This is a genomic window from Paramagnetospirillum kuznetsovii (assembly GCF_003284725.1).
Taxonomy (GTDB): domain Bacteria; phylum Pseudomonadota; class Alphaproteobacteria; order Rhodospirillales; family Magnetospirillaceae; genus Phaeospirillum; species Phaeospirillum kuznetsovii.
The window spans coordinates 165,644-190,687 of the sequence record NZ_PGTO01000002.1 but is presented as its reverse complement, the minus strand read 5'-3'; the positions used below and the strand labels follow the sequence as shown (position 1 = coordinate 190,687).

The 25,044-nt window shown below is 57.9% G+C and carries 22 protein-coding genes and 1 pseudogene; 14 read left to right on the top strand and 9 right to left on the bottom strand.

Going from position 1 to position 25,044, the window contains the following annotated elements; all coding sequences use genetic code 11:
- The first annotated feature begins 35 nt into the window (after positions 1–35).
- Complete coding sequence (locus tag CU669_RS03495; protein ID WP_112142431.1) at positions 36–707, top strand: hypothetical protein; 672 nt, start codon at positions 36–38, stop codon at positions 705–707.
- 5 nt (positions 708–712) lie between these two features.
- On the opposite strand, the gene CU669_RS03490 is transcribed toward CU669_RS03495, so the two are convergent.
- Both CU669_RS03490 and CU669_RS03485 read right to left on the bottom strand, forming a co-directional pair.
- Positions 713–1,246, bottom strand: a complete 534-nt coding sequence (locus CU669_RS03490) for a phospholipase D family nuclease (protein WP_112142430.1) — start codon at positions 1,244–1,246, stop codon at positions 713–715.
- On the bottom strand, positions 1,243–1,539 hold the full coding sequence (locus CU669_RS03485; protein ID WP_112142429.1) for a hypothetical protein: 297 nt from the start codon (positions 1,537–1,539) through the stop codon (positions 1,243–1,245). Before CU669_RS03485 ends, CU669_RS03490 begins: the two co-directional genes overlap by 4 nt.
- 82 nt (positions 1,540–1,621) lie before the next feature.
- Between CU669_RS03485 and CU669_RS21015 the strand changes: the two genes are divergently transcribed.
- Positions 1,622–2,092: a hypothetical protein gene (locus tag CU669_RS21015; protein WP_146747656.1), complete on the top strand. Its 471-nt coding sequence runs from the start codon at positions 1,622–1,624 to the stop codon at positions 2,090–2,092.
- A gap of 14 nt (positions 2,093–2,106) precedes the next feature.
- Here the strand turns inward: CU669_RS21015 and CU669_RS03480 are convergent, their stop codons facing one another.
- From CU669_RS03480 to CU669_RS21010, 5 genes and pseudogenes are all read right to left on the bottom strand, one after another.
- Positions 2,107–5,058: a restriction endonuclease gene (locus CU669_RS03480; protein ID WP_112142428.1), complete on the bottom strand. Its 2,952-nt coding sequence runs from the start codon at positions 5,056–5,058 to the stop codon at positions 2,107–2,109.
- Positions 5,059–5,178: 120 nt separating this feature from the next.
- Positions 5,179–7,059, bottom strand: a complete 1,881-nt coding sequence (locus CU669_RS03475) for a site-specific DNA-methyltransferase (protein ID WP_112142427.1) — start codon at positions 7,057–7,059, stop codon at positions 5,179–5,181.
- 14 nt (positions 7,060–7,073) lie between these two features.
- Positions 7,074–8,972, bottom strand: coding sequence for a helicase-related protein (locus tag CU669_RS03470; RefSeq protein ID WP_239988541.1), 1,899 nt, complete (start codon positions 8,970–8,972; stop codon positions 7,074–7,076).
- Between the two features lie 255 nt (positions 8,973–9,227).
- A pseudogene (locus tag CU669_RS21730) lies at positions 9,228–9,941 on the bottom strand (SNF2-related protein); the annotation flags it as partial.
- A gap of 388 nt (positions 9,942–10,329) precedes the next feature.
- The gene (locus CU669_RS21010) at positions 10,330–11,265 is read right to left on the bottom strand and encodes a hypothetical protein (RefSeq protein ID WP_146747655.1); all 936 of its coding nucleotides are present in this window, start codon (positions 11,263–11,265) and stop codon (positions 10,330–10,332) included.
- Positions 11,266–11,426: 161 nt separating this feature from the next.
- Between CU669_RS21010 and CU669_RS03465 the strand changes: the two genes are divergently transcribed.
- The 5 genes from CU669_RS03465 (at position 11,427) to CU669_RS22125 (ending at position 14,212) form a co-directional block, all read left to right on the top strand.
- Positions 11,427–11,828, top strand: coding sequence for a hypothetical protein (locus CU669_RS03465; protein WP_146747654.1), 402 nt, complete (start codon positions 11,427–11,429; stop codon positions 11,826–11,828).
- A 78-nt stretch (positions 11,829–11,906) separates the two neighbouring features.
- Positions 11,907–12,257, top strand: a complete 351-nt coding sequence (locus CU669_RS03460) for a hypothetical protein (RefSeq protein ID WP_112142425.1) — start codon at positions 11,907–11,909, stop codon at positions 12,255–12,257.
- A 184-nt stretch (positions 12,258–12,441) separates the two neighbouring features.
- The gene (locus tag CU669_RS03455) at positions 12,442–13,020 is read left to right on the top strand and encodes a hypothetical protein (RefSeq protein WP_146747653.1); all 579 of its coding nucleotides are present in this window, start codon (positions 12,442–12,444) and stop codon (positions 13,018–13,020) included.
- 472 nt (positions 13,021–13,492) lie between these two features.
- The gene (locus CU669_RS03450) at positions 13,493–13,888 is read left to right on the top strand and encodes a hypothetical protein (protein ID WP_239988514.1); all 396 of its coding nucleotides are present in this window, start codon (positions 13,493–13,495) and stop codon (positions 13,886–13,888) included.
- Between the two features lie 117 nt (positions 13,889–14,005).
- Complete coding sequence (locus CU669_RS22125; protein ID WP_112142423.1) at positions 14,006–14,212, top strand: helix-turn-helix domain-containing protein; 207 nt, start codon at positions 14,006–14,008, stop codon at positions 14,210–14,212.
- 110 nt (positions 14,213–14,322) lie between these two features.
- Here the strand turns inward: CU669_RS22125 and dprA are convergent, their stop codons facing one another.
- On the bottom strand, positions 14,323–15,411 hold the full coding sequence (dprA, locus tag CU669_RS03440) for a DNA-processing protein DprA (RefSeq protein WP_112142422.1): 1,089 nt from the start codon (positions 15,409–15,411) through the stop codon (positions 14,323–14,325).
- 107 nt (positions 15,412–15,518) lie between these two features.
- On the opposite strand from dprA, the gene CU669_RS03435 reads away from it, so the two are divergent.
- Positions 15,519–16,307, top strand: a complete 789-nt coding sequence (locus tag CU669_RS03435) for an acetoacetate decarboxylase family protein (protein ID WP_112142421.1) — start codon at positions 15,519–15,521, stop codon at positions 16,305–16,307.
- Between the two features lie 4 nt (positions 16,308–16,311).
- Here the strand turns inward: CU669_RS03435 and CU669_RS03430 are convergent, their stop codons facing one another.
- Positions 16,312–17,445 carry a patatin-like phospholipase family protein gene (locus CU669_RS03430; RefSeq protein WP_112142420.1) on the bottom strand — a complete coding sequence of 378 codons (1,134 nt, stop codon included), beginning with the start codon at positions 17,443–17,445 and terminating at the stop codon, positions 16,312–16,314.
- Between the two features lie 149 nt (positions 17,446–17,594).
- Between CU669_RS03430 and CU669_RS03425 the strand changes: the two genes are divergently transcribed.
- From CU669_RS03425 to CU669_RS03400, 6 genes are all read left to right on the top strand, one after another.
- On the top strand, positions 17,595–17,999 hold the full coding sequence (locus CU669_RS03425) for a cyclic nucleotide-binding domain-containing protein (RefSeq protein WP_112142419.1): 405 nt from the start codon (positions 17,595–17,597) through the stop codon (positions 17,997–17,999).
- Between the two features lies 1 nt (position 18,000).
- Positions 18,001–18,945 carry an AEC family transporter gene (locus tag CU669_RS03420; protein ID WP_112142418.1) on the top strand — a complete coding sequence of 315 codons (945 nt, stop codon included), beginning with the start codon at positions 18,001–18,003 and terminating at the stop codon, positions 18,943–18,945.
- A gap of 71 nt (positions 18,946–19,016) precedes the next feature.
- Positions 19,017–20,186 carry an isovaleryl-CoA dehydrogenase gene (locus CU669_RS03415; RefSeq protein WP_112142417.1) on the top strand — a complete coding sequence of 390 codons (1,170 nt, stop codon included), beginning with the start codon at positions 19,017–19,019 and terminating at the stop codon, positions 20,184–20,186.
- Between the two features lie 146 nt (positions 20,187–20,332).
- Positions 20,333–21,940 (top strand): carboxyl transferase domain-containing protein, encoded by a 1,608-nt coding sequence (locus tag CU669_RS03410; protein ID WP_112142416.1) that lies wholly within the window; start codon positions 20,333–20,335, stop codon positions 21,938–21,940.
- Between the two features lie 176 nt (positions 21,941–22,116).
- A complete protein-coding gene (locus CU669_RS03405) occupies positions 22,117–22,887 on the top strand; it encodes an enoyl-CoA hydratase/isomerase family protein (protein ID WP_112142415.1) in 771 nt (256 codons plus the stop codon).
- Between the two features lie 142 nt (positions 22,888–23,029).
- Entirely contained in the window at positions 23,030–25,027 is a 1,998-nt protein-coding gene (locus CU669_RS03400; protein WP_112142414.1) for an acetyl-CoA carboxylase biotin carboxylase subunit, read from the top strand.
- The last annotated feature ends 17 nt before the right edge of the window (positions 25,028–25,044 follow it).

The window sequence follows — 25,044 nt, the reverse complement described above, 5'->3', positions numbered from 1 at the left end:
TGGCTTCGGCGGCGGTTCCAATGGGTGGTGGCTGCATGCAAATCACAGATGTGAACCTGACACTTAACCTGAACTTTTTCGTCAATATCGCGATATCCGTCGCTGTAAGCTTGGGCGTCGGCGGTGTATTTTACTGGCTAATTAAGAACATCATCACTGAGAAAATCCGTCAGGCGATAAAGAGTGAGTATGATATCAAACTTGAAAGCCATAAAATCGAGTTAACATCAAAATCGAATATTGAAATAGAGCGTCTTCGGTCTGACTTAAGCCGTGCCGCATCAGAGAACAATATCGTATTCGCCCATCTTCACGAGAAGCGGGCTGATGTTATCGCAAATATATACTCAACGCTCAAGAATGTTCATCACCAGCTTTATAATTACGTTAAAGGAATTGAGTTTTCCGGCGAGCCCTCGAAGGAGGATCGCAGCAAGTTGCTTGCCGACGCCCATAAGGAATTTTTTGATATATACACAAAGAAACTAATATTTGTCCCAGCTTTCATTGCAGCAAAAATCGATGAAATCAACGCGATGATGGTTCGAACGGGAAACGAATTTACATATGTAGTTCTAAATGATCAGAATCCAGAGCGTATGAAAAAATGGGTTGAAGTTGAAGAGCGTTGCTCTGGACCAATTAAGGACGCCCTGACTGATCTTGAGGTGGAGTTCCGCCGCCTACTGGGTGATAAAATGGAGTGAAGTCATTACCTTCTGCGGTCCCCATAGGCTTCTGAATGTTCGGCGTGCTTCTTCCAGTTGGCCTCGTACTGGGCCGCCAATTCTGGATCGTGGATCACCAGCAGGTTTTCAGCATTTCGTTCCTGGGCGGCCTTGGTGAAATTGAACGACCCGGTAATGACCGTTGAACCGTCCAGCACCATTACCTTGTTGTGGGCAATGGCGTGGGCCGCATCGATCTGAACCGGAATCCCGCCGTTTGCAAGGAAATCAGCACCGCTGTATTTTTCCGTTCTCTGGCTCTTGTCCAATATGGCTCGAACATCGATGCCGCGTTTCTTGGCCTGCACCAAAGCCTGTGCGATGGCCGGTGAGGTGAACGAATAGGCTTGAACCAGGATGGTGCGTCGAGCAGCACTGATGGCATCCACGACCTTCCCTGTGCAGTCCATGCCCGGCGTGAAACAGACTTCGATCTGACGGTCAGCGGCCAACCCGGCTTGAGCGGACATCAGCAGGCTCATTGTCACCGCGATGATCGAAAAACGAACAAAACTCATCGGTGCTTCTCCACCAGAATTCCAGCTTCGATGGCTGCGGCCATTACCGCGTCCCCCATTGGTCCCCGCACCTCATCAGGCAGAGTGACGGCTGTTACCCATGCTCCACTCGGTGAGCGGTATTTTGGCAGAGTGACTTCGGTTCCACCGGCATCGGCCCGAACCTGGATGCCGTGTATCACGATCTCGACACCATCCAGCAAGATGGATACATCCGCCAACGCCAATAGCTTGCCCGCGTTGTTGACTGGGGAAACTTTCAGAACGGCGATGGAGGCAGTCGTGGTGTCCATGTCGCAGCTAAACTGTATCCTTGATGGAGGTGGATGTTACCATTATCGTTGTCGCCTTACGCGACCGCGAAGGCAAGGTATAATGTATTCCCCAATACATATTGCGATACGCTCACCACTATCAATAAAGCTTGGCTCGAAGAAATTCAATACTGTTGGCGAGCACAACGCTATTGTGAATAGCTGCGGTAGCGTTTTATTCGCAAAATTCGGACTGAAGCCAGATGGCAAAAAAATTAAGAGCCTTTCAAGGCATGTTTTACTGAATGAAACAACGAACTTGTATCTATTCTCAAGATGTGGTGATGGAATTATCGGTCATTTTTCCGAGATATCCGCTATTTACGAGGAAAATCCACCGAATGAGTTTAAGCACCTCATTCCAGAATACTATTCCCTCATAGATGCACCTCGGCGACTGTGGTTCTTGTTGTCGCGTGAAATCACTGAGACACCAATAGATAGATTAAAGTTAGGCAGCAGCGGAAGGGGCCTCGTGGAGGTTGTATCTGAATGCAGGACATCAGCCATGATTGTTAAAATTGACGAATAGGTTTTTATTTCATATCAGAATTTTACATCCTTCAGTCCGGTGACTACCCCAAAATCCACACCGATCTTTTCGAAGTGCCGCACGCCACAGGCAATCTTCTGATTTTCCTTCGACCGCCGCTCGTCCTTGTCCAAGGTGCTTTTGGTTTCCCGGACGAAATAGAGCTTTTCATCCCGTTCGGTCACGAAAGCCCAGTCGGGATTATAGGGGCCGATGGGGGTATCGATGCGGAACCAGGACGGCAGCTTGATGAACATCTTCACATTGATGTTGCTGTCCAAATCCTTGGCAAACTGCCGCTCGACCTCGGACTCGTATTCGATGTGATCGAACAGGCATTTTTCCTTGTTCTGGACCTCGTAGAGATTGCTGAGGTAGCGAACGATGCCCTCTTCGGCGTCCTGCTCGATTCGGCTCATTTCCCAATGCTGCCCGGCCACCTGCTCATATTGAATGCCCTGGAGCATCAGGTCATGCAGGGCGGCGGCGATCTGTTTGCCCACCTGAGACATGAACGATTGCGGGTTGATCTTGAATTCGTCCAACCGCCCGCACTGCTTCAGGATTTCAACCAGGGTATGACGGGTCAGTTCCGTTTCGTTCTGGAGATAGCCCAGGATGTCAGGAAGCACCTTCACGGGTTCAGCATCATAGGTGCGGGAATCCAGTTCCCTGTCCGCCGCGACCCCGGCCTCGGTGATGTCGATGTCCCGCTTGCTGATGGTGATCCGAGCAGGCTCGATCTTGGGGATGTTCTCTTTGATCCGGGTGACGGCCTTGGCGATGAGATCAGCGGTTTCAAAGGAAACCCGATAGCGGGTCCGCTGACTGATCTTGCTCCATAGGGTGCGGAAATCCTCGCTGAGGTGGACTTCCTTGCGGAAGTTAACGGTCTTCCTCTCGCGGGCATTGACCACCCGGTTCTTGAATAGACGCTTCTGAAGCTCGTCCACGATCTCGGCCTTCAGGTCGGCGAATGCGGGAGAAAGCTTCAGTTCGAAATGGGGATTCTTCGGGTCGAACTTTTCCAGAATCTCGCCCGCCGCATTGATGTAGCCATTATCCTTCAATTCGGACCAGATGCGGCCCGATGCTTCCTGGCCGATATGGGCGTCCTTGCCGTCGTCGGCCACGCGGGTCAGTTTGGCAAAATCAATCTTCTCGATCCGGCCAAAACGGATACCAAAATCCTCCTCGAATTCGGTCTGGAGCTTGCGGGCGAAATCCTCGTAGGACTCATTGGCAATAACGGTCAGCCGGTTGATGGCCTCGTCATGCACCCGCTCGCCCTTATCGTTCACCGGCAGGCGGAGACCGCGACCAATTTCTTGCCGCTTCCGATCCACCGATTGCGATTCGTTAAGGGTGCAGATTTGGAAGACATTGGGATTGTCCCAACCTTCCCGAAGGGCGGAATGGGAGAAGATGAACCGCAGAGGTTCGGCGGGGTCAAGAAGGCGTTCCTTATCCCGCATGATCAGGGAGTAGGTGCCCTCGTCATCGGCGGTTTTACCGCTGGTATCCTTGGGCTTGCCCTGTTTGTCCTGGGAAAAATAGCCATTGTGGACTTGAGCGACCTCGAATGGGATTAGCCCCTTGAAGAGCGGCTTCGCCGTCAGTTCGGCATAGGCTTCCTCGAACCACTGGCCGATCTTGCCCAGGCCCACGGTTCCATCGTCGTTGTAGACGCGGTAGTTGGAAACCTTGTCGATGAAAATCAGGGACAAAACCTTGATGCCTTTGCCCTTGAAGGCCCGCTCCTTCCGCAGGTGCTGTTCCACCGTTTCGCGGACCTGGGCCTTCATTACATCCTCGCCCAATCCGCCAATTTCCTGCCCCAGTTCGAGAAACCGGCCCTGGTTGAACTCAATGATCTCTGACCCTGGGGTGCAATCGATGGTCTGGACGATGTAGCCCTGCCGGTAGCTGTGCCGCTCCCCGGATTTGACATACAGATCGTCGCCCTTCTTTACCCACGCCTTGGTCGGTATGGGGCCGTTCGGCCCTTCCTTATGGAACTCCACCTGGGCCTTGATGCCGTTGGAATTGTCCACCTTCAGGAGCTTGACATAGGCGTCGTTGAAGTTGTCGTCGGACTGGATCGACGCAACTTCGATCCGCTTCACCAGCCGCAAATCGTAGGCTTTGACGGGATCAAGACGGTAAAGAAGGTTGTAGGGGTCTTTGTGAGTGGCACTGTATCGCAGGGTCGCCGCCGGGTTCAAATTGGCGATGGCCCGCTTGGATTTCGGGGTGCTATCCACGCTTTGCGGTTCGTCGATGATGACGATGGGGGTGGTCGCCTGGATGAATTCGATGGGCTTGCGGCCCGACATGCGGTCGCTCTCACGATTGATGACATTCAGCTTCTTCAACTCGTCCTCGGTCATCTCCGACACATCCTTGTCGGGGACATCCTTCTGGAACGACTGGATGTTGATGATCATGATCTGAACTTGGTTGCTTGACGCGAACTGCCGAACTTTCGTGAGGCGTTTGGAGTCGTAGACGAAGTGGTCGAAGGGCACCTTGTCGTAGAGGGTCTGGAAATGCTCCTTCATCACATCAATGCTCTTCAGCACGCCTTCACGGACGGCGACACTGGGAACGACGATGATGAATTTCTTGAAGCCATAGGTCTTGTTCAACTCGAAGATGGACCGGAGGTAGATGTAGGTCTTGCCCGTCCCCGTCTCCATCTCGACCGAGAATTCCCGGCCCTGAAGCCCCGCAACCTGTTCAATATCATTTCGTTCCTGAACACGGTGGATATTGCTCAGGATGGCATCATCGGACAGATTGAAATGGTTGCCCATTCCCAACTCGTTCTGGAATAGCCCGCCGATTTGAAGGGATTGAAACGCCATGGCCCCGGTCTGTGCCGGTGGCTGCCCGGCGAAGGCATCGACCACGGCATTGATCGCGTCCTGCTGATATTCCAAGGAGGGGTCGAATTTGAGCTTCATTTTTTGTGTCCCAATTTCAAACCACAAGCGGCGTTGTGTCTGGGATTGAACAATTCCTCGGACGCAAATCTGTTTGTGGCAACGGCGTTTGACGCAAGAAACATCGAATCATCCATGGCGTCACACCGTCTTGAACACAATCTCGCTTTCCTGAGAAGCCGCTCTGGCTTTAAAGGTTTGAACCGCGTTGGCTTTTAGCTGGTCATTGCCTTTGAATGCTTCATCCAGGCAAATAACCTGAAGCGGGTTGGCGTCGGCCAATGCGTTAATCATCTCAATTGAAATCTCCCGCTCAAGGTAGATTAGCAAAGCTCCATCTTCTATGGAGAAGACTTTCTTCCCGGCCATATCAATGGATTCAACTTTTGTTGTGAGTGAAAATCCAGACTTCAATAGAAGCTCATATAGAATATCATCTGCACTACTATCATTTTGCAAATGATCAATGTGCATTTCTATCTGTCTGCCGACATCCTTATTTTCTTCAAATTCACCACTCCAAACTTTGAAGTTTGATTTATCGAGCTTAAATGACTTAAACCCGGAATCAATTTTTTTACGATCCTCAAGCTCAAGTGTCCCGGCCTTTTCGCCCTCAATTTTCCTGGCTACTCGGCGGATACGCTCCTTGGATATTTCGGCAATTGTTACAAAATCTTCCCGCCCTGTCGGCTCTGGAAGCTGGACCATTATGAATCGTCGGTTTCCACCATCTGCATTATTGGCTGCTATCACGGCGTGTGCTGTCGTTGCTGAACCAGCAAAAAAATCCAAAATGATATCTTCGCTCTGAGAGGCTGTTGCCATATCAAGCATCCTCTGTATCAGTTTGGTCGGCTTAGGATTGTCAAAGATTGCTTCTCCAAACAACTCTTTGACTTGCAACCCACCTTCGTCAGTTGTTCCGGTTGATTTGTAATCCCACAAGTCGATGGGGACCATCCCATCGTCCATTTCGCTCAAGAAATTCTTTAGCCTTGGATATTTTGCTTCTCCAGATTTTCCCCACCACAAGCGATTTTCATCAACATGACGCTGGTGTTCTTTCGGTTCATATTTCCAGGCATGTGTTGGATGCTCTATAATTTCCCCAGTAAATGGGTTTGTGATTTTATAGGCGAGGTTTCTCCGCTCTTCTTTCGTTGCCGGGTTTACATACGAAGAGCTTGCCCACACACCTCTCGGATCGTCGTCTGGATTTGAGTATAGTGATTGTGCCTTCTCGCCCCTCACTTCACGCAAAAAGCTGATGGCCTCACTCTTCCTATAAACTAATATAAAATCTTTTAGTGAATAGAACATTCTCGCATTATTGCTTCTTGTATACCGCTTTTCCCACGCAACTGACGCAAGGAAATTTTCTTCTCCAAATATTTGGTCACACATTATTTTAAGATTTGCCTGCTCATTATCATCAATGCTTATGAAAATAAGGCCGCCATCCGTGAGGAGGTTTTTTGCCAGATAAAGTCTTGGATACATCATGCTCATCCACCGAGAGTGGTATCTTCCTGATGCCTCCGTATTTGTGGAGAATTTACGCCCATCGGCATCCGACTGACCAGAATAGGCAAGATATGTCTCAAGTGTTTCGGAGAACTTATCTGGGTAAATGAACTCACTGCCCGTGTTGTATGGGGGGTCTATATAAATCATTTTTACTTTGCCAAAATACGACTTCTGTAGAAGCTTTAAGACCTCCAGATTATCACCTTCAATGAATAGATTTTCCGTCTCATCGAAGCGTAGAGACTCTTCACGCACGGGCTTTAATGTCGCTACGCTTGGCTGCTGAATGATCTTCATGCATTCAGCTTTTCCCGGCCAGTTCAGCCCGAACCGCTCTTTACCCGGATCAATCCACTCCCCCAAAGCTCGCTTCAACTGGTCGAAATCGACCTTTCCTTCCACAAACACCTCCGGGAAAACCTCTTTCAGGCGATCAAGCTTGGCTTCGGCGATATCCATGGAAGTGAGCGACATTTTTTCGGGCATGGTCATGATCTTTCACCGTCTCACTGAACAGCAAATCGGATTGAAAACAGTTGTTCCTCGGCCACCTGTTGGCGAAGGCGTTCTTCCACCTGATCGAGCAGATCATCTTTTTGGGCTTCGAGCACCTTGGCGGAGGAATCATATTCCCGCCATGCTTCGTCCCGCTTCTGCTCCACCCCTTTGATCTTCCTTTGAAGGGCCAGCTTGTCGGGCAGATTCCCGGTTTGCCGAGCTTCCTTCTTCAGGGATTTGATCTCGTCTTCGAACTCGCGAAGGTCGGATTTCAACCCGGCCCGCTTGTCATCGGCCCATTTATCAAGCTTGTCGATTTCCTCGTCAAACCATGCCGATTGGCGTTGAGCCAGGGCTTCAAGGATTTCACCCTTCCGCTTCTCAATGGATTTGGTGACGGCAGGAGCAGCGGGAACAGATTGGTGCCCCGTGATGGAGCATGGAAGTTCGAATAGCCTTCTGGCGGTTTCGGGATCAACCGCTTTACCGCCATCTATAACGGCGGCCAGAATGATGTGGTCCTGTTCGTCCGATCCCGTGACCGAGAGACGGTGGGCGATCAGCGTTCCAGCTTTGCCGACCATCGGTTCCACCGCCGCCGCCTTACGACCCCAAGAGGAGTAATCAAAGGCCAGGGCCGCCCCATCAAGGGGCCGCTCCGCCGCCATCTTTAGAACATGTTGGGCCAAAGGGTGGCCGAGACGAAGGCGATGTCCTCGGACCTCATCCTTGGAAAAATGGTAATGCCCCATGGGCACGGAAACACCAGATGGGCCTTTCGAAAGTTCGAAGGACATTCCGGCATCGTCGAACACAGCGGTGGCGGAAAGTTCGTGGCGGGCGATCATCCAAAGCAGGTGTTCGTATCTGCCGATATACTCGCGGCTCTGGGACAGGTTGATCTTCAGGCGGTCATGGACCTCTGCGTCAAAGTTCTCCAGAAGCTTGCGGCGGGTATCATCCATCGTGGCCTTGATCTGCTCGTCCATTTCGGCCTGAAGGGTGGTGAAGGCCGACTCGATCTCGACCGTTGTGCGGCAAGTCTGGTAGATGGCGACAATGCGTTTTTCGAAATCGACGCCAGACTCAATCGCCCCCAGCACTTCATCGCTGGCCCCGAAGACCCCCGAGAACAGCTTGAATTTTTCGGCCAGAAGCTGGTGAACGCGGATGTCGGCAGCGTTGTTCTTGTTTAGAAAATTGATCACCACCACATCATATTTCTGTCCGTAACGATGGCAGCGGCCAATTCTCTGTTCGATTCTTTGGGGATTCCAAGGAAGGTCGTAATTCACCACCATGGAGCAGAATTGAAGATTGATGCCTTCCGCCGCCGCTTCGGTGGCGATCATGATGGAGGCGGTATCCCGGAAGTGTTCGACCAGGGCGGCTCGCATGTCGGCGGTGCGTGATCCCGTTACCTTGTCGTTGTCCTTATTTCGGGCCACCCACATGTCGTAGATCGTCCGCGATTGCGGATCGGCGTTGGTGCCGTTGAACAGGACGATCTTGCCTTCGTAGCCGTTGGCGACCAGCAACTGGACGAGATATTCCTGGGTGCGGCGGGACTCGGTGAAGATGATGGCCTTCTCGGCCCCGCCCAATTCGGCGGTCTTGGAAAAGCCAGCCGATAGGGCATTCAACAATGCCAGTCCCTTGGCGTTTTCGGTGACCGATACGGCCAGATTGCGGAAGGCTCGGAGGTCCGCGATTTCCCGTTCGATGGCCGTGATATCGTCATCGCTTAGAAGGGCGGGTTCCTCTTCGTCATCCACCCATTCATCGGCGGTTTCAGCCAATCCCTCGAAGTCGGTGGATATTTCCTCGACCTCTTCCGCCTCAAGATTTTCCCGCAGGCTCCGGTCATCCTTCAATTGCCGCTCAAGTTTCCGGGCCAGGGTGTCCAATGCTCCCGCGATGGCGAAGGTGGACGACGCCAGCAGCTTCCGCATGATCAGGGTCATCAGGGTGCGTTGACTGGATGGCAATGCCTGGAGGCTGGGCCGCCGCAGATAGTCTGAAACAAGGTCATACAGGGATTGTTCGGCCTCGGTCGGAACGAACTCCTGAAGGAGCGGCAGGCGATTGGTGTAGCGGATGTATTCCAGCACTTGCCGCCGCAGGGTGCGATGGCAAACTGGGGCGAGACGGGCCTTTAGCTCGGTGAACATTTCATCGCCATTCAAACGGGCGAATTGGGCACGAAAGCTCTTGGCGTCACCGAAGGTGTATTCGTCGATCAGGCTGACCAACCCGTAAAGCTCCATCAATGAGTTTTGGAGCGGGGTCGCGGTCAACAGAACCTTGGGAGCATTGGCAAGAGCCGTCTTCAAGGCCCGCCCAATGCGGTTGTCGGGGCGATAGACATTGCGGAGCCGATGGGCTTCGTCGATGACCACCAAATCCCAACGCATGACCATCAATTCATCGGCGTGCCGTGCTGCAAATTGGAAGGAGCACAGGATGATGGCCGGATTCTCGAAGGGGCGGCGAACACCATCCTTCTTCATCTGGTTGTAGTTCTTCGACTCCAGAATGATGCTCGGCAGGAAGAATTTTTCCTGCAATTCCTGGGACCACTGTTTCCGCAAATTGGCGGGGCAGATGATCAGCAAGCAGCGGCGGCGTTCGCTCCATTTCTGGGACAGAACCAAGCCTGCTTCGATGGTCTTTCCGAGGCCGACTTCATCGGCAAGAATCGCACCCTTGGATAGGGGGGATTTGAATGCAAAAAGGGCCGCTTCGACCTGATGCGGGTTCAGGTCAACCTGGGCATCCAACAGGGCACCGGCCAGCTTTTCGGAATCGGCGACAGACTTCCGACGCAGAAGCTCATGTGCGAATAGCTTCGCGTGGTAATTCGTGATCAAGCTCATTCAGCCCCCAGGTCGCCGCCACGAGCAACGACCACATTTCCCCGGTTCAGCCATTGTCGCCCGTTACGGAATGGCATTCTCTCTTTTCAATTGCTCAGAGTATCCATAGGCGGCCCCGTGGGCAACCAGGAGTCAGCGAGGAATCAGAAATGAAACCGGCATGGGTGACCGAAACTGTCATGGTGGCAAGGCTTGCGATCAGAACGAACGCCACTGGCAGCATCGAGGAGTCCGTTTTTCGGACATTCCGTCGTCGCCGAAGGCAGACACTGCCAGAATTTATTGAAACCGTGACATTCAGGCTGAACACATTTGCACGGCTCAGAAATAATGCCAGGACAGGAGTGTTCAGCTTAATGTCTTATCAATGCATTCTAAATATTACATCCTACCTTGATGTGCGAGTGCGAGTTCCGAATTTTAATTTTACCTCCTCCCACTCAGATCGTTTATTTAGTTCTTTAAGTAAATTGCTAATTAACGATGAGTCGAATGGAATGTGCGAGCCATCAACCCGTGACAGGACGTTGGTCTTTGATGCTTTTGGACGAGAATTAACATCAAGCCTCCTTTTCGCAATTAGTTTTGCAACAGGATCATTGTCACGGCTTATTGAGTTAACGGCATTTTCAATATTAATAAAGGTAATTGGAAAGTTAAAGAAAACCCTGTCGAGGCCACAAGTAAGATCTAAATCACTACAGTCTTTTATATTTTTGCTGTTCCAAAGAACCCTACCAGTCTCTGTATCAATAACACATGACGACATATAGCCGATTTCGCAAAGAGCGTATCCAATCGATTCATCCGACATCCACACCCTCTTTTCGTCAATTATATCAATCATTTTATTGTAAACGTGCATTTTATAAGCAACGGCGTGGTGTCGTACAGATTTTTTGCTCTTCTGGAAGTCACCACGAAGCATTAGGTAACAATTAAGCACGTTCCGCCTATTAAGCAAAAGATGATAAGGATTTTCAACAGAGTACATCGGAGGTGATAGATTTGACGACACAGAGAATGCATCACAAAAAATAATTGGCTCCAGAAGAAATAAATCCATTAATTGATCAGAAATATGGTCACTACTGTCAAACAGTACGATAAATGGGTGCCACGCTGGAGTGTCAAAAGTGATTTCGATGAGGTCTTCCTGTCGAAGCAGATCGCGGATTTGGTCTTCTAGATCGCCGCTCCCCTGAATTTGCCGCTCGACGGGGATGCCGCAGCACTGAGCCACATACTTGCAGTACGAAAACGCATCAGATTCTGCCGATTCTCCCGACTCACAAATGACTGCCGATGATGGAAACATCGCCATAGCCCTCTAATTTGGAAAAGCTGCTCTCACATAGGACTGAATTTTGCTCCTGGCATTATAGCCATATTGGTTGGGGTTGGTAATCGGTGTTGCCGGTGCCCCAGTCAGGTTATGGGCAGCAAGTGCACAGCTTTAATGCCATCACAGTCAGGAGAGAGAAAATGTTGCGAGCTAATTTTATCAAAAACATCGACTGCGAGACGTTTAAATTTATCATGTCAGCAGTCAGCGGTACGATGTCAAACATCACCGACTTTAGTGTTGCGGTGATGATTTTTGAATTGTCCGCCTACGCCAAAGAACAACAAATCTCATCAAATGAGGCACAAAAATACTGCATCGAACCAGCGGAAAAAATTGATTGCCTGACAAGTGAGCACAACGATCGCGTATCGCGTCTATATAAAAATGCGATTGAAGGCTTATCTACGCTTGGCGACGATGATGTTCGCCATATGGTAGCTGTCATCCTTGGGTTCTGCTGGGGGGTAGAGAGTGTCGCTGACGGCGTCCCACTCGAAAGGCAGTGGGAGAGCATGCGGGCTTTTGAATCGCTTCCCTAATTCGGCCCCAATAATGATCAGGTGCGGCATGCCATCTTCAATGATGGCATGCGACGCCAGATTGATTGAGTGAGTCAAATGGACAAAATCATAAAGCTGCTGGCCACAGCACTCGATCCCGCAGCAACCGATCCAGAACGGCTGACGGCCATTGGTAAGATCGCCGCCATACTCAACGCCAAGGGAATCCACGCAAGCCAACTCGTGATCAGCACGGGGGACGGTCACATCGGCGGTTCCTCTATCGATTGGGAAGCCGTGGCCGATGTGCAAATGAGTGAGATTGACCGCCTGCATCAGGAGATATCCAAGCTCAAAGCAGCCCATAAACGGGCGGTCAAGCCAAACCATCGCCGTGGCTGGTCCTCGAAGGTGAAGGCCAACGTTGTGACTGACAAGGAAGGGTACGTGGTTGGGTCTTGGTCGTGACCCCATGCCGACAGGCAGACGATCACTGGGTGATGTAGCTCACCGTAGAGCGGCGGCGAAAGTCGCAGGCGATGGGTCGTTCCCATCCATCACTCCCGATGGCGGCGTTGAACAGACGTGGCATGAAGCCCGTCCAAATCCAAATCAATCATGAAGCGGAACACGCCTTCGAAAGAAAGAAACTATGACACAGAGAAGCACAAATACAACAAACTATCAGAATACATCAGAAGCAACGACTAACGATGATCCTGCGTACACTCCGACAGCACTCTTCTACGACACTGTGATTTCGTCGGATAATGCGACGCTATTCATGCCAAATGATAGCGTTGAATTCTCAGACGATACGATTTTACTCTATCTCCAAGAATATTCCTCCATCTTCGGTGGATTTCCGCAGAGGTGGCACACTGTTTTTGCCAAGCTGATCCCGCTTAAGATCGCAAGCTGGGGCTACCTGAAGGCAGGAAAGCACCTGATCCCCATTCCGTTCGTGCCTAACCCTGAGACGGTTGAGCGGAGTGACAATGGGGCTTCCGCCACCATGACCCCGAGCCAGTACGGCATCTTTGTCTCGGCAGTGGTCTATAGCCAGTTGGCCGTTGCCCTCCAGGATGACCCGAACGCTCTGGATCACTACTTCATCAAGGGTATGGACATGGGCAAGGCCAGTGACTGGTATCGCGGCTGCATCACCGCCCTCTGGGCTTTTGCCAAGGATGATCCGACCTGGACCTGCGTTGCCGACCAGTTGGATTAACGGCCATGAAGAAGTTCGAGCGTGAACTACGACAAACGTTCGGGGCGGATTGGGATTTGGAATTAACGGCTGGAGGCCACTACCGCCTTGTCCACCGGGAGACAGGAATGATCTGCATTACGGCTTCAACCAACTCCAACTGGAGAACCTCGCGGAACATTCGGTCTCAAATCAAGCGATTGCTCCGTCAGAAGCCACATTGACCACCGCTCGGTGAGGACGAGCGGGCTGATGGTGCAGGTGCCAGAATCAATGGTTCCTGCACCATTTCCGGGACTGGGACGCAAGACTGCACTCGCAGCATAAATAAACATGAAAGCGAGGTGCATCATGAACAATTCAATGCATGAAGTAGTTAATTTCCCGAAGGATCGAGAGCTAAACCCAGACCAATACGCAAAGACGTGCCCAAAATGTGGTGGTATTTTTTATCTAATAACCTTAACTAACAAGATCATCTGCGAAAACTGCTTTGTTCCTGCTGAGTTTCCCGATGACAAAAGCTAAAGCAGAACTCGCTCTTGTTGCCGACATCGAGCGTCGGTTGGCGGGGCTATCGGAAACCTACCCCTGCTCGATCATGTTGGCAGTCGATGACGAAGGACTGAGCTACCTGGAAGAGGCCATGAAGGATCGGCTGGGCGAGGTAGTGCTGACCGACAACGGCGGTGGCGAATTGTCCGACATCCATTGGCGAACGGTGCTGAAACACATCGGGTTCGTCGCCGTCATCGTCTGGCTGAGCGATCCTCACGACATGGCACTGGTCAGGAAGGCCTGCCTTGAGGTGGAGGGGATAGTGTCGGATTCAAAGAAGGGGGGGACCGGCCTGTTGCATCCAGGCCACGATAACCCAAAAAGAAATTGAATTTCATGGGGGCCATATTGTTTGCCGCTTTGAGTTGACGGTAAATGTGTTGGCACGCGATTGAACTATTCATTGTTCAGGCGTATACAAAACTGTGAAATTGAATAGGGGAATAGAATGGACAAAGATGATGAATACCTAACTCCGAAGGAAGCAGCTATGCTTCTTAGGAACCACCCATACACACTTGAACGCTATCGCCGTCTTGGCGGTGGACCACCTTTCAGTAAGCCTTTTGCGAACGGTCGGGTTCTATACAAACGATCCGACTTAATTCTCTGGGTTGACTCTAAAAAGGTGAACAGCACGAACCAACTGCCGTGACGCCGCAATTGACGGATGACGCTCCAGCAAAAAGCCCCCGATTAAAGTTGGGGGCTTTTTCATGTGTCAGCCGTCCAGACATGTCGGCTTGCCGGTTGCTTATTTTCGCCTTATGCGGCTATTCTTAGGTGGCTGAAAGTGGCTGTTTTCCTAGGTTTTCTTGGCTCCCCCAATAAGCGTCGGTACATGTCGTCAACCGTCACGGCGGACGGCCCCAGCAGTTCGAGGATATCGACCCGCGCCCGATCCACCTCTTCCTCGCCGGGAATCGCCACGTTCTGGGCCCGGTAATCGGCCTTTCTGCCCTCGGACAAGGGCCGCCGCAATAGGTCGGACAAAACGTTCAGAACATCCTCGGCGCTTTCCGTCAGGGTGGCGCCGTGGCGGATCAGGTCATTGGGTCCGGCGGCGCGGGGGTCCATGGGCGAGCCCGGCACCGCGAAGACCTCGCGGCCCTGATCGGCGGCGAAGCGCGCCGTGATCAGCGAGCCCGACCGCGCATTGGCCTCCACCACCACCACGCCCAGCGACAGGCCCGAGATGATGCGGTTGCGGCGGGGAAAGTGGCTGGCCTGGGGCTGTGTGCCCGGCGGCATTTCCGAGACAACCACGCCGGTCTCGACGATCTCGCGCCACAGACCGTCGTTCTCGGGCGGATAGACCACCTCGGCGCCACCGGCAAGAACCGCCACGGTTCCAAAGGCCAAGGCCCCTTGATGGGCCGCCGTGTCGATGCCGCGCGCCATGCCGCTTGCCACCACCATGCCGGAACGCCCCAGCTCGGCCGCCAGCTTGCGGGCGAAATTGCGGCCGTTGAGCGAGGCGTTGCGCGCCCCCACCATGGCGACCATGGGCTTGGTCAGCAGGGAGGCATTCCCCAAGACGGTCAGCAGCGGCGGTGCGTCCTCGGTGGCCGCCAGAGCGCGGGGATAGCCCGGTTCCACCGTCGCCAGATAGCGCAGCCCCAGCCGCTCGGCCCGGGCCAGTTCCCGTTCGGCATCGGCCTTGGAACACAAGACGATAGGGCGGCGCGATCCGCCGCGCTTGGCCAGATCGGGCAATGCGGCCAAGGCGCTGGCGGCGGACCCGAACCGCTCCAACAGCCGCGTGAAGGTGCGCGGACCCACGTTCTCGCTGCGGATCAGACGCAGCCAGTCCAGTCGTTCAATCGCGGAAATCTGGCGCGTCACTTCATCCATGGCGTGCCAGGATGGCGGAGCCCATGCCCGTGGTCAAGCGGGACCGGCTCCTTTGACAGCCCACCACGCCCTTGCTACCGTCCACCCCAGGTCAGCGGGAGACAGTCATGGACAAGACCTTCGCGAGCTTCACCGCCCCCTTCACCGCCAGCGGCCGCGCCGCCCTGGTGCCGCCGCCGCCATGGCACTATGCCGGTTGGCTGATCAATGTGGGGGTGCGCTTGGACACCACCCATGGCGCCGAACTGGTTCCGGCGCGGTTGGGTCGCCTGACCGGCAAGGGCTGCATCCATTTCGCCGACTGGCAGGCCACCACCGACGGTTCGGAACTGTTGGACCCGGTTTATTCCCAGTACCGCGAGACCATCGTCATCACCGAGATCGAGCGGCCCGACGGAAGCCTGTACAATTACTGCCCCTTCATCTGGGTGGATCAGGATATCTCCCTGTTGCGCGGTCTTTTGCAGGGCTGGCCCAAGAAGCTGGGGACCACCCATATGACCCGCTCGCTGCCCATCGACCATGCCGCCGCTGCCAAGATCAAGGCGGGCAATCGCCTGGGCGCGTCGCTGAGCGTGAAGGAACGCCGCCTGATCGAGGCGAAGCTGACCCTGACCGGCCGCCCCGGCCAGCCCTTGGGCTTCCTGACCAATAAGGTGGTCGGCGCGGTGGGGTTGCCCGATCTGACCCGGCCGGACGCGCCGCCCCGGCTGCATTGGGTGCTGCCCGATATCCGCGACAAGGTCGCCTCCGACTGGCATGACGCCGAGGCCAGTCTGGCGGTCCTGCCCCATCCGGTGGAGGAATTGTCCTTGCTGGGCACGCCCGAAGTCATCGGCGCCAGCGTCGGCTGGCTGGGCATGAGCGTGGCGGGCGCGACCCCGCTGCCGGAATAGGCGATCACCTCTCCCGCGTGGTGATCGCCTTGCGGGCCAGGATGCTGTCGCACATGGCGGTGGTGTCCCAGGACGACGACTTGCCCAGCGCCGGCTTGATCTGGGGCCATGCCGCCTTGAAGGCTTGGCGTCCCAGGTCGCGCAGATGGACCAGGAAGTCCCAGGCCGGTGCGTCCTTGGAATAGATCCCCAGCTTCGCGATTTCCTCGTCAGCATGGACCCGGTGCAGGTTGATGCGGTGATAGGGCCGCTGGCGGGCGGGCGGATCCTTGACCATGCCCGCATCGATCAGGCGGTTGATGGTCTCGATGGCGTTGACCTCGTGGATCAGCGAGGAGTTGAACGTCACCTCGTTGAGGCGGTCGAGGATTTCACGCGGGCCGTGCGGCGCGCCGTCCCGCCTGAGCGGATTCATGGTGACCACCAGCAGGTCATGGGCCTCGTTCTCGCGCAGGCCCTCGATCAGCGGCGTCAGCGGTGGATTGCCCATATAGCCGCCGTCCCAATAGGCACGGCCGCCGATGGTGGCGGTCTGGAAATGGGTCGGCTGCGCATTGGTGGCCTTGATGACGTCGGGCGAGACGGCCCCGTCGATGAACAACTGCCTGCGGCACTCCGCCACGTCGGTGGCGGCCACCACCAGCATGGGCGTTCCCGCCTGCGGCAGGGCGAAGATGGCGGGAATTTGCGGCAGCACCTCGCGCAGCACCGTGGTCAGGGTGGCGTTCAGCCCGGTTTCGGTAGGATGGCCCGAGGAGAGGGATACATCGGCCCAACGGGCCGACGGCATGTCGTCGATATTCCAGTCCGCCGCCATGCCGATGGCGGCAACGAAGGGGTTTCCCCCCCAAAAGGCGGTGCGCGCCACCGTCTCCCACAATTCCCGCATCTTGCCGCGCGCCGCCTCGACCATGCGCCGCGTGCGCGCCGTAGCGGGGCCCGGAAGCGCGGCGCCTTCGTGAAAGCCGTAAGCCAGCGCGGTCGCGGTCAAGGCGCCCGACGACGAGCCGCTGACGCCCACGATATCGATGTTACCCTCCGCCGCCTCATCCAGCAGGGCGTCCAACACCCCCCAGGTGAATGCGCCGTGCACGCCGCCGCCCTGCAGGGCCAAGGCGACCTTATGCATCTTGCCCATGGGCTTTTCCTCCCTCGAGAGAAACGCTTTATCTTTTTTTCAAGGGTACTCCTGCCGCCGGTCATGAGCAACCTGACTCCCGCCCTCGCTCGCGCTATGCTGGCGGCCGGACTGGGATGGCCCAAACTGTGAAGGCAGGGGATCCGAATATGAGCGAACAGAAAAGTCGTGCCCCGGAACGCCGCAGCTTCGCCAAGGCGAGCGTGATCTTTCGCGAGGGCGAGGTCGGCGACAAGGCCTATATGCTGCAACAAGGCACCGTGCGCATCTTCAAGACCGTCGGCGGCAAGAAGGTCACCATCGGTCATGTCCGGCCGTTCCAGGTGTTCGGCGAGTTGTCCATGATGGATGATTCGCCGCGCATGGCGGGCGCCATCGCCGACGAAGACGTCACCTGCCTCGTTTTGGAGAAGGAGGCCATCCGCGCCATGATGGAACAGGCGCCGCCGGGACTGAACAGCCTGATCCTGTCGCTGCTGAGTTCCATGCGGGCCATGGGCAAGGAATTGGCCGACGCCAAGGCCATTCTTCAGGAGCACGGGATCGAGCATTGAGATGGGCGCCGTCCTGGCCGCCCTGCTTCCCATCGTCGTCCTGATCGCCCTTGGCCATCAGTTGCGGGCGCGTCGCTGGGTGGACGACGGCTTCTGGCCGGGAGCAGAGCGCGTCACCTATTACATCCTGCTGCCCGCCCTCTTGGTGGGTGGGCTGGCCAGGGCTCGTCTGACCGGCCTGCCAGTGGGAGCAATGGCCGCCGTCCTTGCCCTCGGCGTGACGGCGGTGGCCGTCGGCATCGCCCTGACTTCCCGTTGGCTGCTGAATCCGGCCATGCGCCTGGACGGCCCCGGCCTCACCTCCTTGTTCCAGTGCTCGCTGCGGCCGAACACCTATGTGGGCCTTGCCATCGCCTCGGGCCTGTGGGGCGGCGAAGGCGTGGCCTTGACCGCCGTCTGCCTCGCCACCGTCATCCCCCTGGCGAACGTGCTGTGCGTCATGGCCATGCTGCGCTGGGCGGCAAGCCCCCAGGATGGCGGATTTCGCTGGAAGGCAGTGATCTTGCCCATCTTGCGCAATCCCCTGATCTTGTCCTGTCTGGTCGGAATAGGCCTCAACCTCGGCGGAATCGGCCTGGCACCGCCGCTGGACGCGGTGCTGCGTATCCTCGCCGGGGCATCGCTGCCGCTGGGCCTGCTGGCGGTGGGCGCCGGGCTCAGCCTGCATGCCGCCAAGACGGCCGGTCCCGCCGTCTTGCTGTCGATCCTGCTCAAGATGGCGCTCCTGCCCTTGGTGGTGTGGGGATTGGGAGTGACCGCCGATTTGGGCGGAATTCCGCTGGCCATCTGCATTCTCTATACGGGCCTGCCCGCCGCTCCCGCCTCCTATGTCCTGGCCCGCCAGATGGGGGGGGACGCGCCGCTGGTGGCCACCATGCTGTCGGTCCAGACCCTGGCCGCCGCCCTGATCCTGCCCGCGTGGATATGGCTGGTGGGCCTGAACTGAATCCACTTGCGGCGGGATTAAAAAAACGTATGCTCGTTTAACGTCACTTGCCGAATGAAGGGGACTGCACGATGTCGGGTTTCAATTCCGCGCTGAATTTCGATCTGGGCGAAACCGCCGACATGCTGCGCGATTCAGTGGCGGCCTTCGCCGCCGAGACCATCGCCCCCCTGGCGGCCGAGATCGACCGCAGCAACGAGTTCCCCAACCATCTGTGGCGCAAGCTGGGCGAGATGGGCCTGCTGGGCGTGACGGCGGAGGAGGAATACGGCGGTTCGGCCATGGGCTATCTGGAACACGTGATCGCCATGGAAGAGATCAGCCGCGCTTCCGCCTCGGTGGGCCTGTCCTACGGAGCGCATTCCAATCTGTGCGTCAACCAGATCCGCCGCAACGGCACCGAGGCCCAGAAGAAGAAGTATCTGCCCAAGCTGATCAGCGGCGAATATATCGGCGCGCTCGCCATGAGCGAGCCCAATGCCGGGTCCGACGTGGTCAGCATGAAGCTGAAGGCGGAGAAGAAGGGCGACCGCTATATCCTTAACGGCACCAAGATGTGGATCACCAACGGCCCCGACGCCGACGTGATCGTGGTCTATGCCAAGACCGATATCAGCGCCGGGCCGCGCGGCATCACCGCCTTCCTGGTGGAGAAGAATTTCAAGGGCTTCTCGGTGGCCCAAAAGCTGGACAAGCTGGGCATGCGCGGCTCCAACACCGGCGAGCTGGTGTTCCAGGATTGCGAGGTGCCGGAAGAAAACGTGCTGAACGCCGTCGGCAAGGGCGTCAACGTGCTGATGAGCGGACTGGACTACGAGCGGGTCGTGCTGACCGGCGGCCCGCTGGGCATCATGGCCGCCTGCATGGATGTCGTGGTTCCCTATGTCCACGAGCGCGAGCAGTTCGGCCAGCCCATCGGCATGTTCCAGCTGATGCAGGGCAAGCTGGCCGACATGTACACCACCTTCAACGCCTGCCGCGCCTATACCTACGCGGTGGCCAAGGCCTGCGATCGGGGCGAGACCAACCGCAAGGACGCCGCCGGGGTCATCCTTTATGGCGCCGAGAAGGCGACCTGGATGGCGCTGGAAGCGATCCAGACCCTGGGCGGCAACGGCTATATCAACGAATACGCCACCGGCCGACTGCTGCGCGACGCCAAGCTCTACGAGATCGGGGCGGGCACCAGCGAGATCCGCCGCATGCTGATCGGCCGCGAGCTATTCGAGGAAACGAAGTAGGCCTTTTCCCCTCTCCCAGCGGGAGAGGGTGGCCGGAGGCCGGGTGAGGGAGAGTTGGCGCCCGCAAGCATTCCTGCTGGCGTTCCCCCCTCACCCCGACCCTCTCCCTCAGGGAGAGGGAGACAAAGGAAACAGGATCTGCCCCCATGAGCGTCATCAAATCCTCCGTCAATCCCCGCTCGGACGAGTTCAAGGCCAATGCCCAGGCCATGGAAGCCGTGGTGGACGACCTGAAGAAGGTGGTCGCCCAGGTGAACATGGGCGGCGGCCCCGCCATGCGCGAACGCCACATCGCGCGGGGCAAGCTGTTGCCGCGCGAACGCATTCGCCGCCTGCTGGACGTGGGCTCGCCCTTCCTGGAATTCTCCCAACTGGCCGCCTGGGACATGTATTCCAAGGACGTCATGGGCGCTGGCATCATCACCGGCATCGGCTCCATCCAGGGCCAGGAATGCATGGTCATCGCCAATGACGGCACCGTGAAGGGCGGCAGCTACTATCCCATGACGGTCAAGAAGCATCTCCGCGCCCAGGAGATCGCCAAGGAAAACAACCTGCCCTGCGTCTATCTGGTGGAATCGGGCGGCGCCAACCTGCCCAACCAGGATGAGGTCTTCCCCGACAAGGAGCATTTCGGCCGGATCTTCTATAATCAGGCCCAGATGTCGGCCCTGGGGATTCCGCAGATTTCCGTGGTGCACGGCTCCTGCACGGCGGGCGGCGCCTATATCCCGGCCATGAGCGACGAGAGCGTCATCGTCAAGGGCCAGGGCACCATCTTCTTAGGGGGGCCGCCGCTGGTCAAGGCCGCCACCGGCGAAGTGGTCACCGCCGAGGATCTGGGCGGCGCCGACGTGCATTGCCGCACCTCGGGCGTCACCGATCACTATGCCCTGGACGACGGCCACGCTTTGGCCATCGCGCGCCGCATCGTCGGCAACCTGAACCGCACCAAGCCGGTCTCCATGGACGTGGCCAAGCCGGAAGAGCCGCTCTACGACCCCCGGGAAATCTACGGCATCATCCCCGCCGACCGCCGCAAGCCCTACGACATCCGCGAGATCATCGCCCGCATCGTCGACGGTTCGCGCCTGGACGAGTTCAAGCAGACCTACGGCACCACCCTGGTCTGCGGCTTCGCCCGCATCTGGGGCTATCCGGTGGGCATCGTCGCCAACAACGGCATCCTGTTCTCGGAATCGGCCCAGAAGGGCGCCCATTTCGTCGAGCTGTGCAGCCAGCGCGGCATTCCGCTGATCTTCCTGCAAAACATCACCGGCTTCATGGTGGGCAAGAAATACGAGGCGGGCGGCATCGCCAAGGACGGCGCCAAGATGGTCACCGCCGTGGCCTGCGCCAAGGTGCCGCGCTTCACCGTGATCCTGGGCGGATCGTTCGGGGCGGGCAATTACGGCATGTGCGGGCGGGCCTATCAGCCTAGGCTGCTGTTCATGTGGCCCAACGGCCGCGTCTCGGTCATGGGCGGCGATCAGGCCGCCAACGTCATGGCCCAGATCAAGCGCGACGCCATGGAGGCCAAGGGCCAAAGCTGGCCCGCCGCCGAGGAGGAAGCCTTCAAGGCCCCCATCCGCGACCAGTACGAAACCCAGGGCCATCCCTATTACGCCGGAGCACGCCTGTGGGACGACGGTCTGGTGGACCCGGCCGAGACCCGCATGGTGCTGGCGCTGGGCCTGTCGGCCGCCTTCAACGCCCCCATCGAGCAGACGCGCTTCGGCGTGTTCCGGATGTAGGAGGCGGGGATGTCCATCGAGAACCAGGATCGCCTCAACGGGAATTCACCACGAAGGCACGAAGGGAAGAAGAGGGCACGAAGGAACGGATTGACCTTCTTTCCCTTCGTGTTGTCTTCGCGCCTTCGTGCCTTCGTGGTTCATGCCTGGCCGCCGCATGGCCGGGAGCGATCGTCATGAGCAACCTGCTGATCGAGACCAAGGACGGCGTCCGCACCATCACACTGAACCGGCCCGACCGCCACAACGCCTTCGACGACGCCCTGATCAAGGAATTGACCGAGGCCTTCTCGGCGGTGGAGGACGTTCGCGCCGTGGTGCTGCAAAGCACGGGGAAAAGCTTCTCAGCGGGCGGCGACCTCGCCTGGATGAAGCGCATGGCGGCCAACAGCCCGGCCGACAACCTGAACGACGCCAAGGCGCTGTCCGGCCTGATGGAGGCCATGGATTCCTGCCCGCGTCCGGTGATCGGCGTGGTCCAGGGCGCCGCCTATGGCGGCGGGGTCGGGCTGGTGGCCTGCTGCGATCTGGCCGTGGCGGCCGAGACGGCCAACTTTTGCCTGTCCGAAGTCAAGCTGGGTCTGATCCCCGCCGCCATCAGCCCCTATGTGGTGCGCGCCATGGGCGGCCGCGTCGCCCGGCGCTATTCCATCACCGCCGAGGTCTTCACCGCCGCGACGGCGCTGTCCTGCGGTCTGGTGCATGAGGTGGTTCCCGCCGACCGGCTGGATGAGGTGCGTGACGCCTGGCTGGCCAGGCTGGCCGCCAACAGCCCGAAGGCCATGGGAGCGGCCAAGCGGCTGATCCGCCGGGTGGCCGACGACCCGCTGGACACCCCATTACGGGATTGGACGGCGGCGCAGATCGCGGAGATCCGCGCCAGCGACGAGGGACGGGAGGGCGTCGCCGCCTTCCTGGAAAAAAGAAAGCCGAGCTGGGTGACGTGACGGTTCAGAGTCTCCCTCGCCCCCCGCAGGGGGGAGAGGGTCGGGGTGAGGGGGTGGCGGCGGCAGACTTGCCCTCACCCGGCTCGCAAATGCTCGCCACCCTCTCCCGCAAGCGGGCGAGGGGAAAGGAATAGAGGGACGCATGTTCGACAAGATCCTGATCGCCAACCGGGGCGAAATCGCCTGCCGCGTCATCCGCACCGCCCAGCGTCTCGGCATCCGCACCGTGGCGGTCTATTCCGAGGCCGACGCCAACGCCATGCATGTGGCCATGGCCGACGAGGCCTTCCTGATCGGTCCGGCGCCCGCGGCCGAGAGCTATCTGCGCACCGACGCCATCCTGGACGCGGTGGCTCGCTCGGGCGCCCAAGCGGTGCATCCCGGCTACGGCTTCCTGAGCGAGAACGCCGGATTCGCCGAGGCCTGCGGCCGCGTGGGCGTCACCTTCATCGGCCCGCCGGTTCCCGCCATCAAGGCCATGGGGTCCAAGTCGGAATCCAAACGGCTGATGGAAGCGGCGGGGGTGCCGCTGGTGCCCGGCTATCACGGCACCGGCCAGTCGGTCACCGAACTGACGGCCCAGGCGGCGCGCATCGGCTATCCGGTGCTGGTCAAGGCCAGCGCTGGCGGCGGCGGCAAGGGCATGCGGGTGGTCGCCGAGGAAGCCAGGCTGGCCGAATCCATCGCCTCGGCCAAGCGGGAAGCCAAATCGGCGTTCGGCGACGATTCCCTGCTGCTGGAAAGCTATCTCGGCCGTCCCCGCCATGTGGAGATCCAGGTCTTCGCCGATACCCAGGGCAACGCCGTCTATCTGTTCGAGCGCGACTGCTCCATCCAGCGCCGCCACCAGAAAGTCATCGAGGAGGCCCCCGCTCCGGCGCTGGACGAGCATGTGCGCCGCGCCATGGGCGAGGCGGCGGTGGCCGCCGCCAAGGCGGTCAACTATGTGGGCGCCGGGACGGTGGAATTTCTCTACCAGGACGGCCGCTTCTTCTTCATCGAGATGAACACGCGCCTCCAGGTGGAGCACCCGGTCACCGAGATGATCACCGGTCTCGATCTGGTGGAATGGCAATTGCTGGTAGCCTCGGGCCGCCCGCTGCCGCTGGGCCAGGACCAGATCACCCGCAGGGGCCACGCCTTCGAGGCCCGCCTCTACGCCGAGGACCCCGCCAAGGACTTCCTGCCCGCCATCGGGCGGCTGACCCATCTTGAGCCGCCCGCCGAGAACCGCCATGTACGGGTCGATACCGGCGTGCGCCAGGGTGACGAGGTCTCCATGTTCTACGACCCCATGATCGCCAAGCTGATCGTGTGGGACGAGGACCGCGACGCCGCCCTGCGCCGCCTGCGCCGGGCCCTGGCCGATTATCATGTGGCGGGGGTGACCACCAATGTGGGCTTCCTGGGCGCCATCGCCGCCCATCCCGCCTTCGCCGCCCTGGAGATCGACACCGGCTTCATCGAGCGCCACCGGGCCGATCTGCTGCCGCCCGCCGCCAAGGTGCCCGATCTGGGGCTCGCCTTCGCCTCGCTGGCCCTGCTGCTGTGGCGGGAAGAAGAGGCCGAGCGCGCCGCCGCACAGTCGGGCGATCCCCATTCGCCCTGGCACCAGACCAGCGGCTGGCGCCTCAACGAGGACAACCAGCACGACTTCCGCTTCCTGGATGGCGAGGATGTCAGCCCGGTGACGGTGCATTTCGTCAAGGACGGCTGGCGGCTCGACCTGCCGGGCGGCTCGCTGGCCGCCTGCCGCGCCAGCCTGACCGGCCGCACGCTCACCGCCGAGATCGGCGGCGAGCGCCGCACCGCCACGGTGGTGCAAAGCGGCTTCGACATCACCGTGCTGCACGACGGCAACGCCTGGCGGATCAAACTGGACGACCCCTCGGCCAAGGCGGCCGACCGCGATGCCGGCGACGGCCGCCTCGCCGCCCCCATGCCGGGCACCGTGGTCCAGGTGCTGGTCAAGCCGGGCGACGCGGTCACCAGCGGCCAGCCGCTGATCGTGGTGGAAGCCATGAAGATGGAACACACCATCAAGGCCCCCGCCGACGGTACCGTGGCGGAGATTCACTACAAGGTGGGCGACCCGGTGGCCGAAGGGGCCGATCTGTTAGAGTTCGAGGCGACGGCCTAGTCCCCCACCCCGCCCCT

Bases quoted from the DNA above. Each gene is read 5' to 3' on its own strand.
- CU669_RS03495 (WP_112142431.1), top strand. From the start codon at position 36: ATGCAAATCACAGATGTGAACCTGACACTTAACCTGAACTTTTTCGTC.
- CU669_RS03490 (WP_112142430.1), bottom strand. From the start codon at position 1,246: ATGAGTTTTGTTCGTTTTTCGATCATCGCGGTGACAATGAGCCTGCTG.
- CU669_RS03485 (WP_112142429.1), bottom strand. From the start codon at position 1,539: ATGGACACCACGACTGCCTCCATCGCCGTTCTGAAAGTTTCCCCAGTC.
- CU669_RS21015 (WP_146747656.1), top strand. From the start codon at position 1,622: ATGTATTCCCCAATACATATTGCGATACGCTCACCACTATCAATAAAG.
- CU669_RS03480 (WP_112142428.1), bottom strand. From the start codon at position 5,058: ATGAAGCTCAAATTCGACCCCTCCTTGGAATATCAGCAGGACGCGATC.
- CU669_RS03475 (WP_112142427.1), bottom strand. From the start codon at position 7,059: ATGACCATGCCCGAAAAAATGTCGCTCACTTCCATGGATATCGCCGAA.
- CU669_RS21010 (WP_146747655.1), bottom strand. From the start codon at position 11,265: ATGGCGATGTTTCCATCATCGGCAGTCATTTGTGAGTCGGGAGAATCG.
- CU669_RS03465 (WP_146747654.1), top strand. From the start codon at position 11,427: ATGTTGCGAGCTAATTTTATCAAAAACATCGACTGCGAGACGTTTAAA.
- CU669_RS03460 (WP_112142425.1), top strand. From the start codon at position 11,907: ATGGACAAAATCATAAAGCTGCTGGCCACAGCACTCGATCCCGCAGCA.
- CU669_RS03455 (WP_146747653.1), top strand. From the start codon at position 12,442: ATGACACAGAGAAGCACAAATACAACAAACTATCAGAATACATCAGAA.
- CU669_RS22125 (WP_112142423.1), top strand. From the start codon at position 14,006: ATGGACAAAGATGATGAATACCTAACTCCGAAGGAAGCAGCTATGCTT.
- dprA (WP_112142422.1), bottom strand. From the start codon at position 15,411: ATGGATGAAGTGACGCGCCAGATTTCCGCGATTGAACGACTGGACTGG.
- CU669_RS03435 (WP_112142421.1), top strand. From the start codon at position 15,519: ATGGACAAGACCTTCGCGAGCTTCACCGCCCCCTTCACCGCCAGCGGC.
- CU669_RS03430 (WP_112142420.1), bottom strand. From the start codon at position 17,445: ATGGGCAAGATGCATAAGGTCGCCTTGGCCCTGCAGGGCGGCGGCGTG.
- CU669_RS03425 (WP_112142419.1), top strand. From the start codon at position 17,595: ATGAGCGAACAGAAAAGTCGTGCCCCGGAACGCCGCAGCTTCGCCAAG.
- CU669_RS03420 (WP_112142418.1), top strand. From the start codon at position 18,001: ATGGGCGCCGTCCTGGCCGCCCTGCTTCCCATCGTCGTCCTGATCGCC.
- CU669_RS03415 (WP_112142417.1), top strand. From the start codon at position 19,017: ATGTCGGGTTTCAATTCCGCGCTGAATTTCGATCTGGGCGAAACCGCC.
- CU669_RS03410 (WP_112142416.1), top strand. From the start codon at position 20,333: ATGAGCGTCATCAAATCCTCCGTCAATCCCCGCTCGGACGAGTTCAAG.
- CU669_RS03405 (WP_112142415.1), top strand. From the start codon at position 22,117: ATGAGCAACCTGCTGATCGAGACCAAGGACGGCGTCCGCACCATCACA.
- CU669_RS03400 (WP_112142414.1), top strand. From the start codon at position 23,030: ATGTTCGACAAGATCCTGATCGCCAACCGGGGCGAAATCGCCTGCCGC.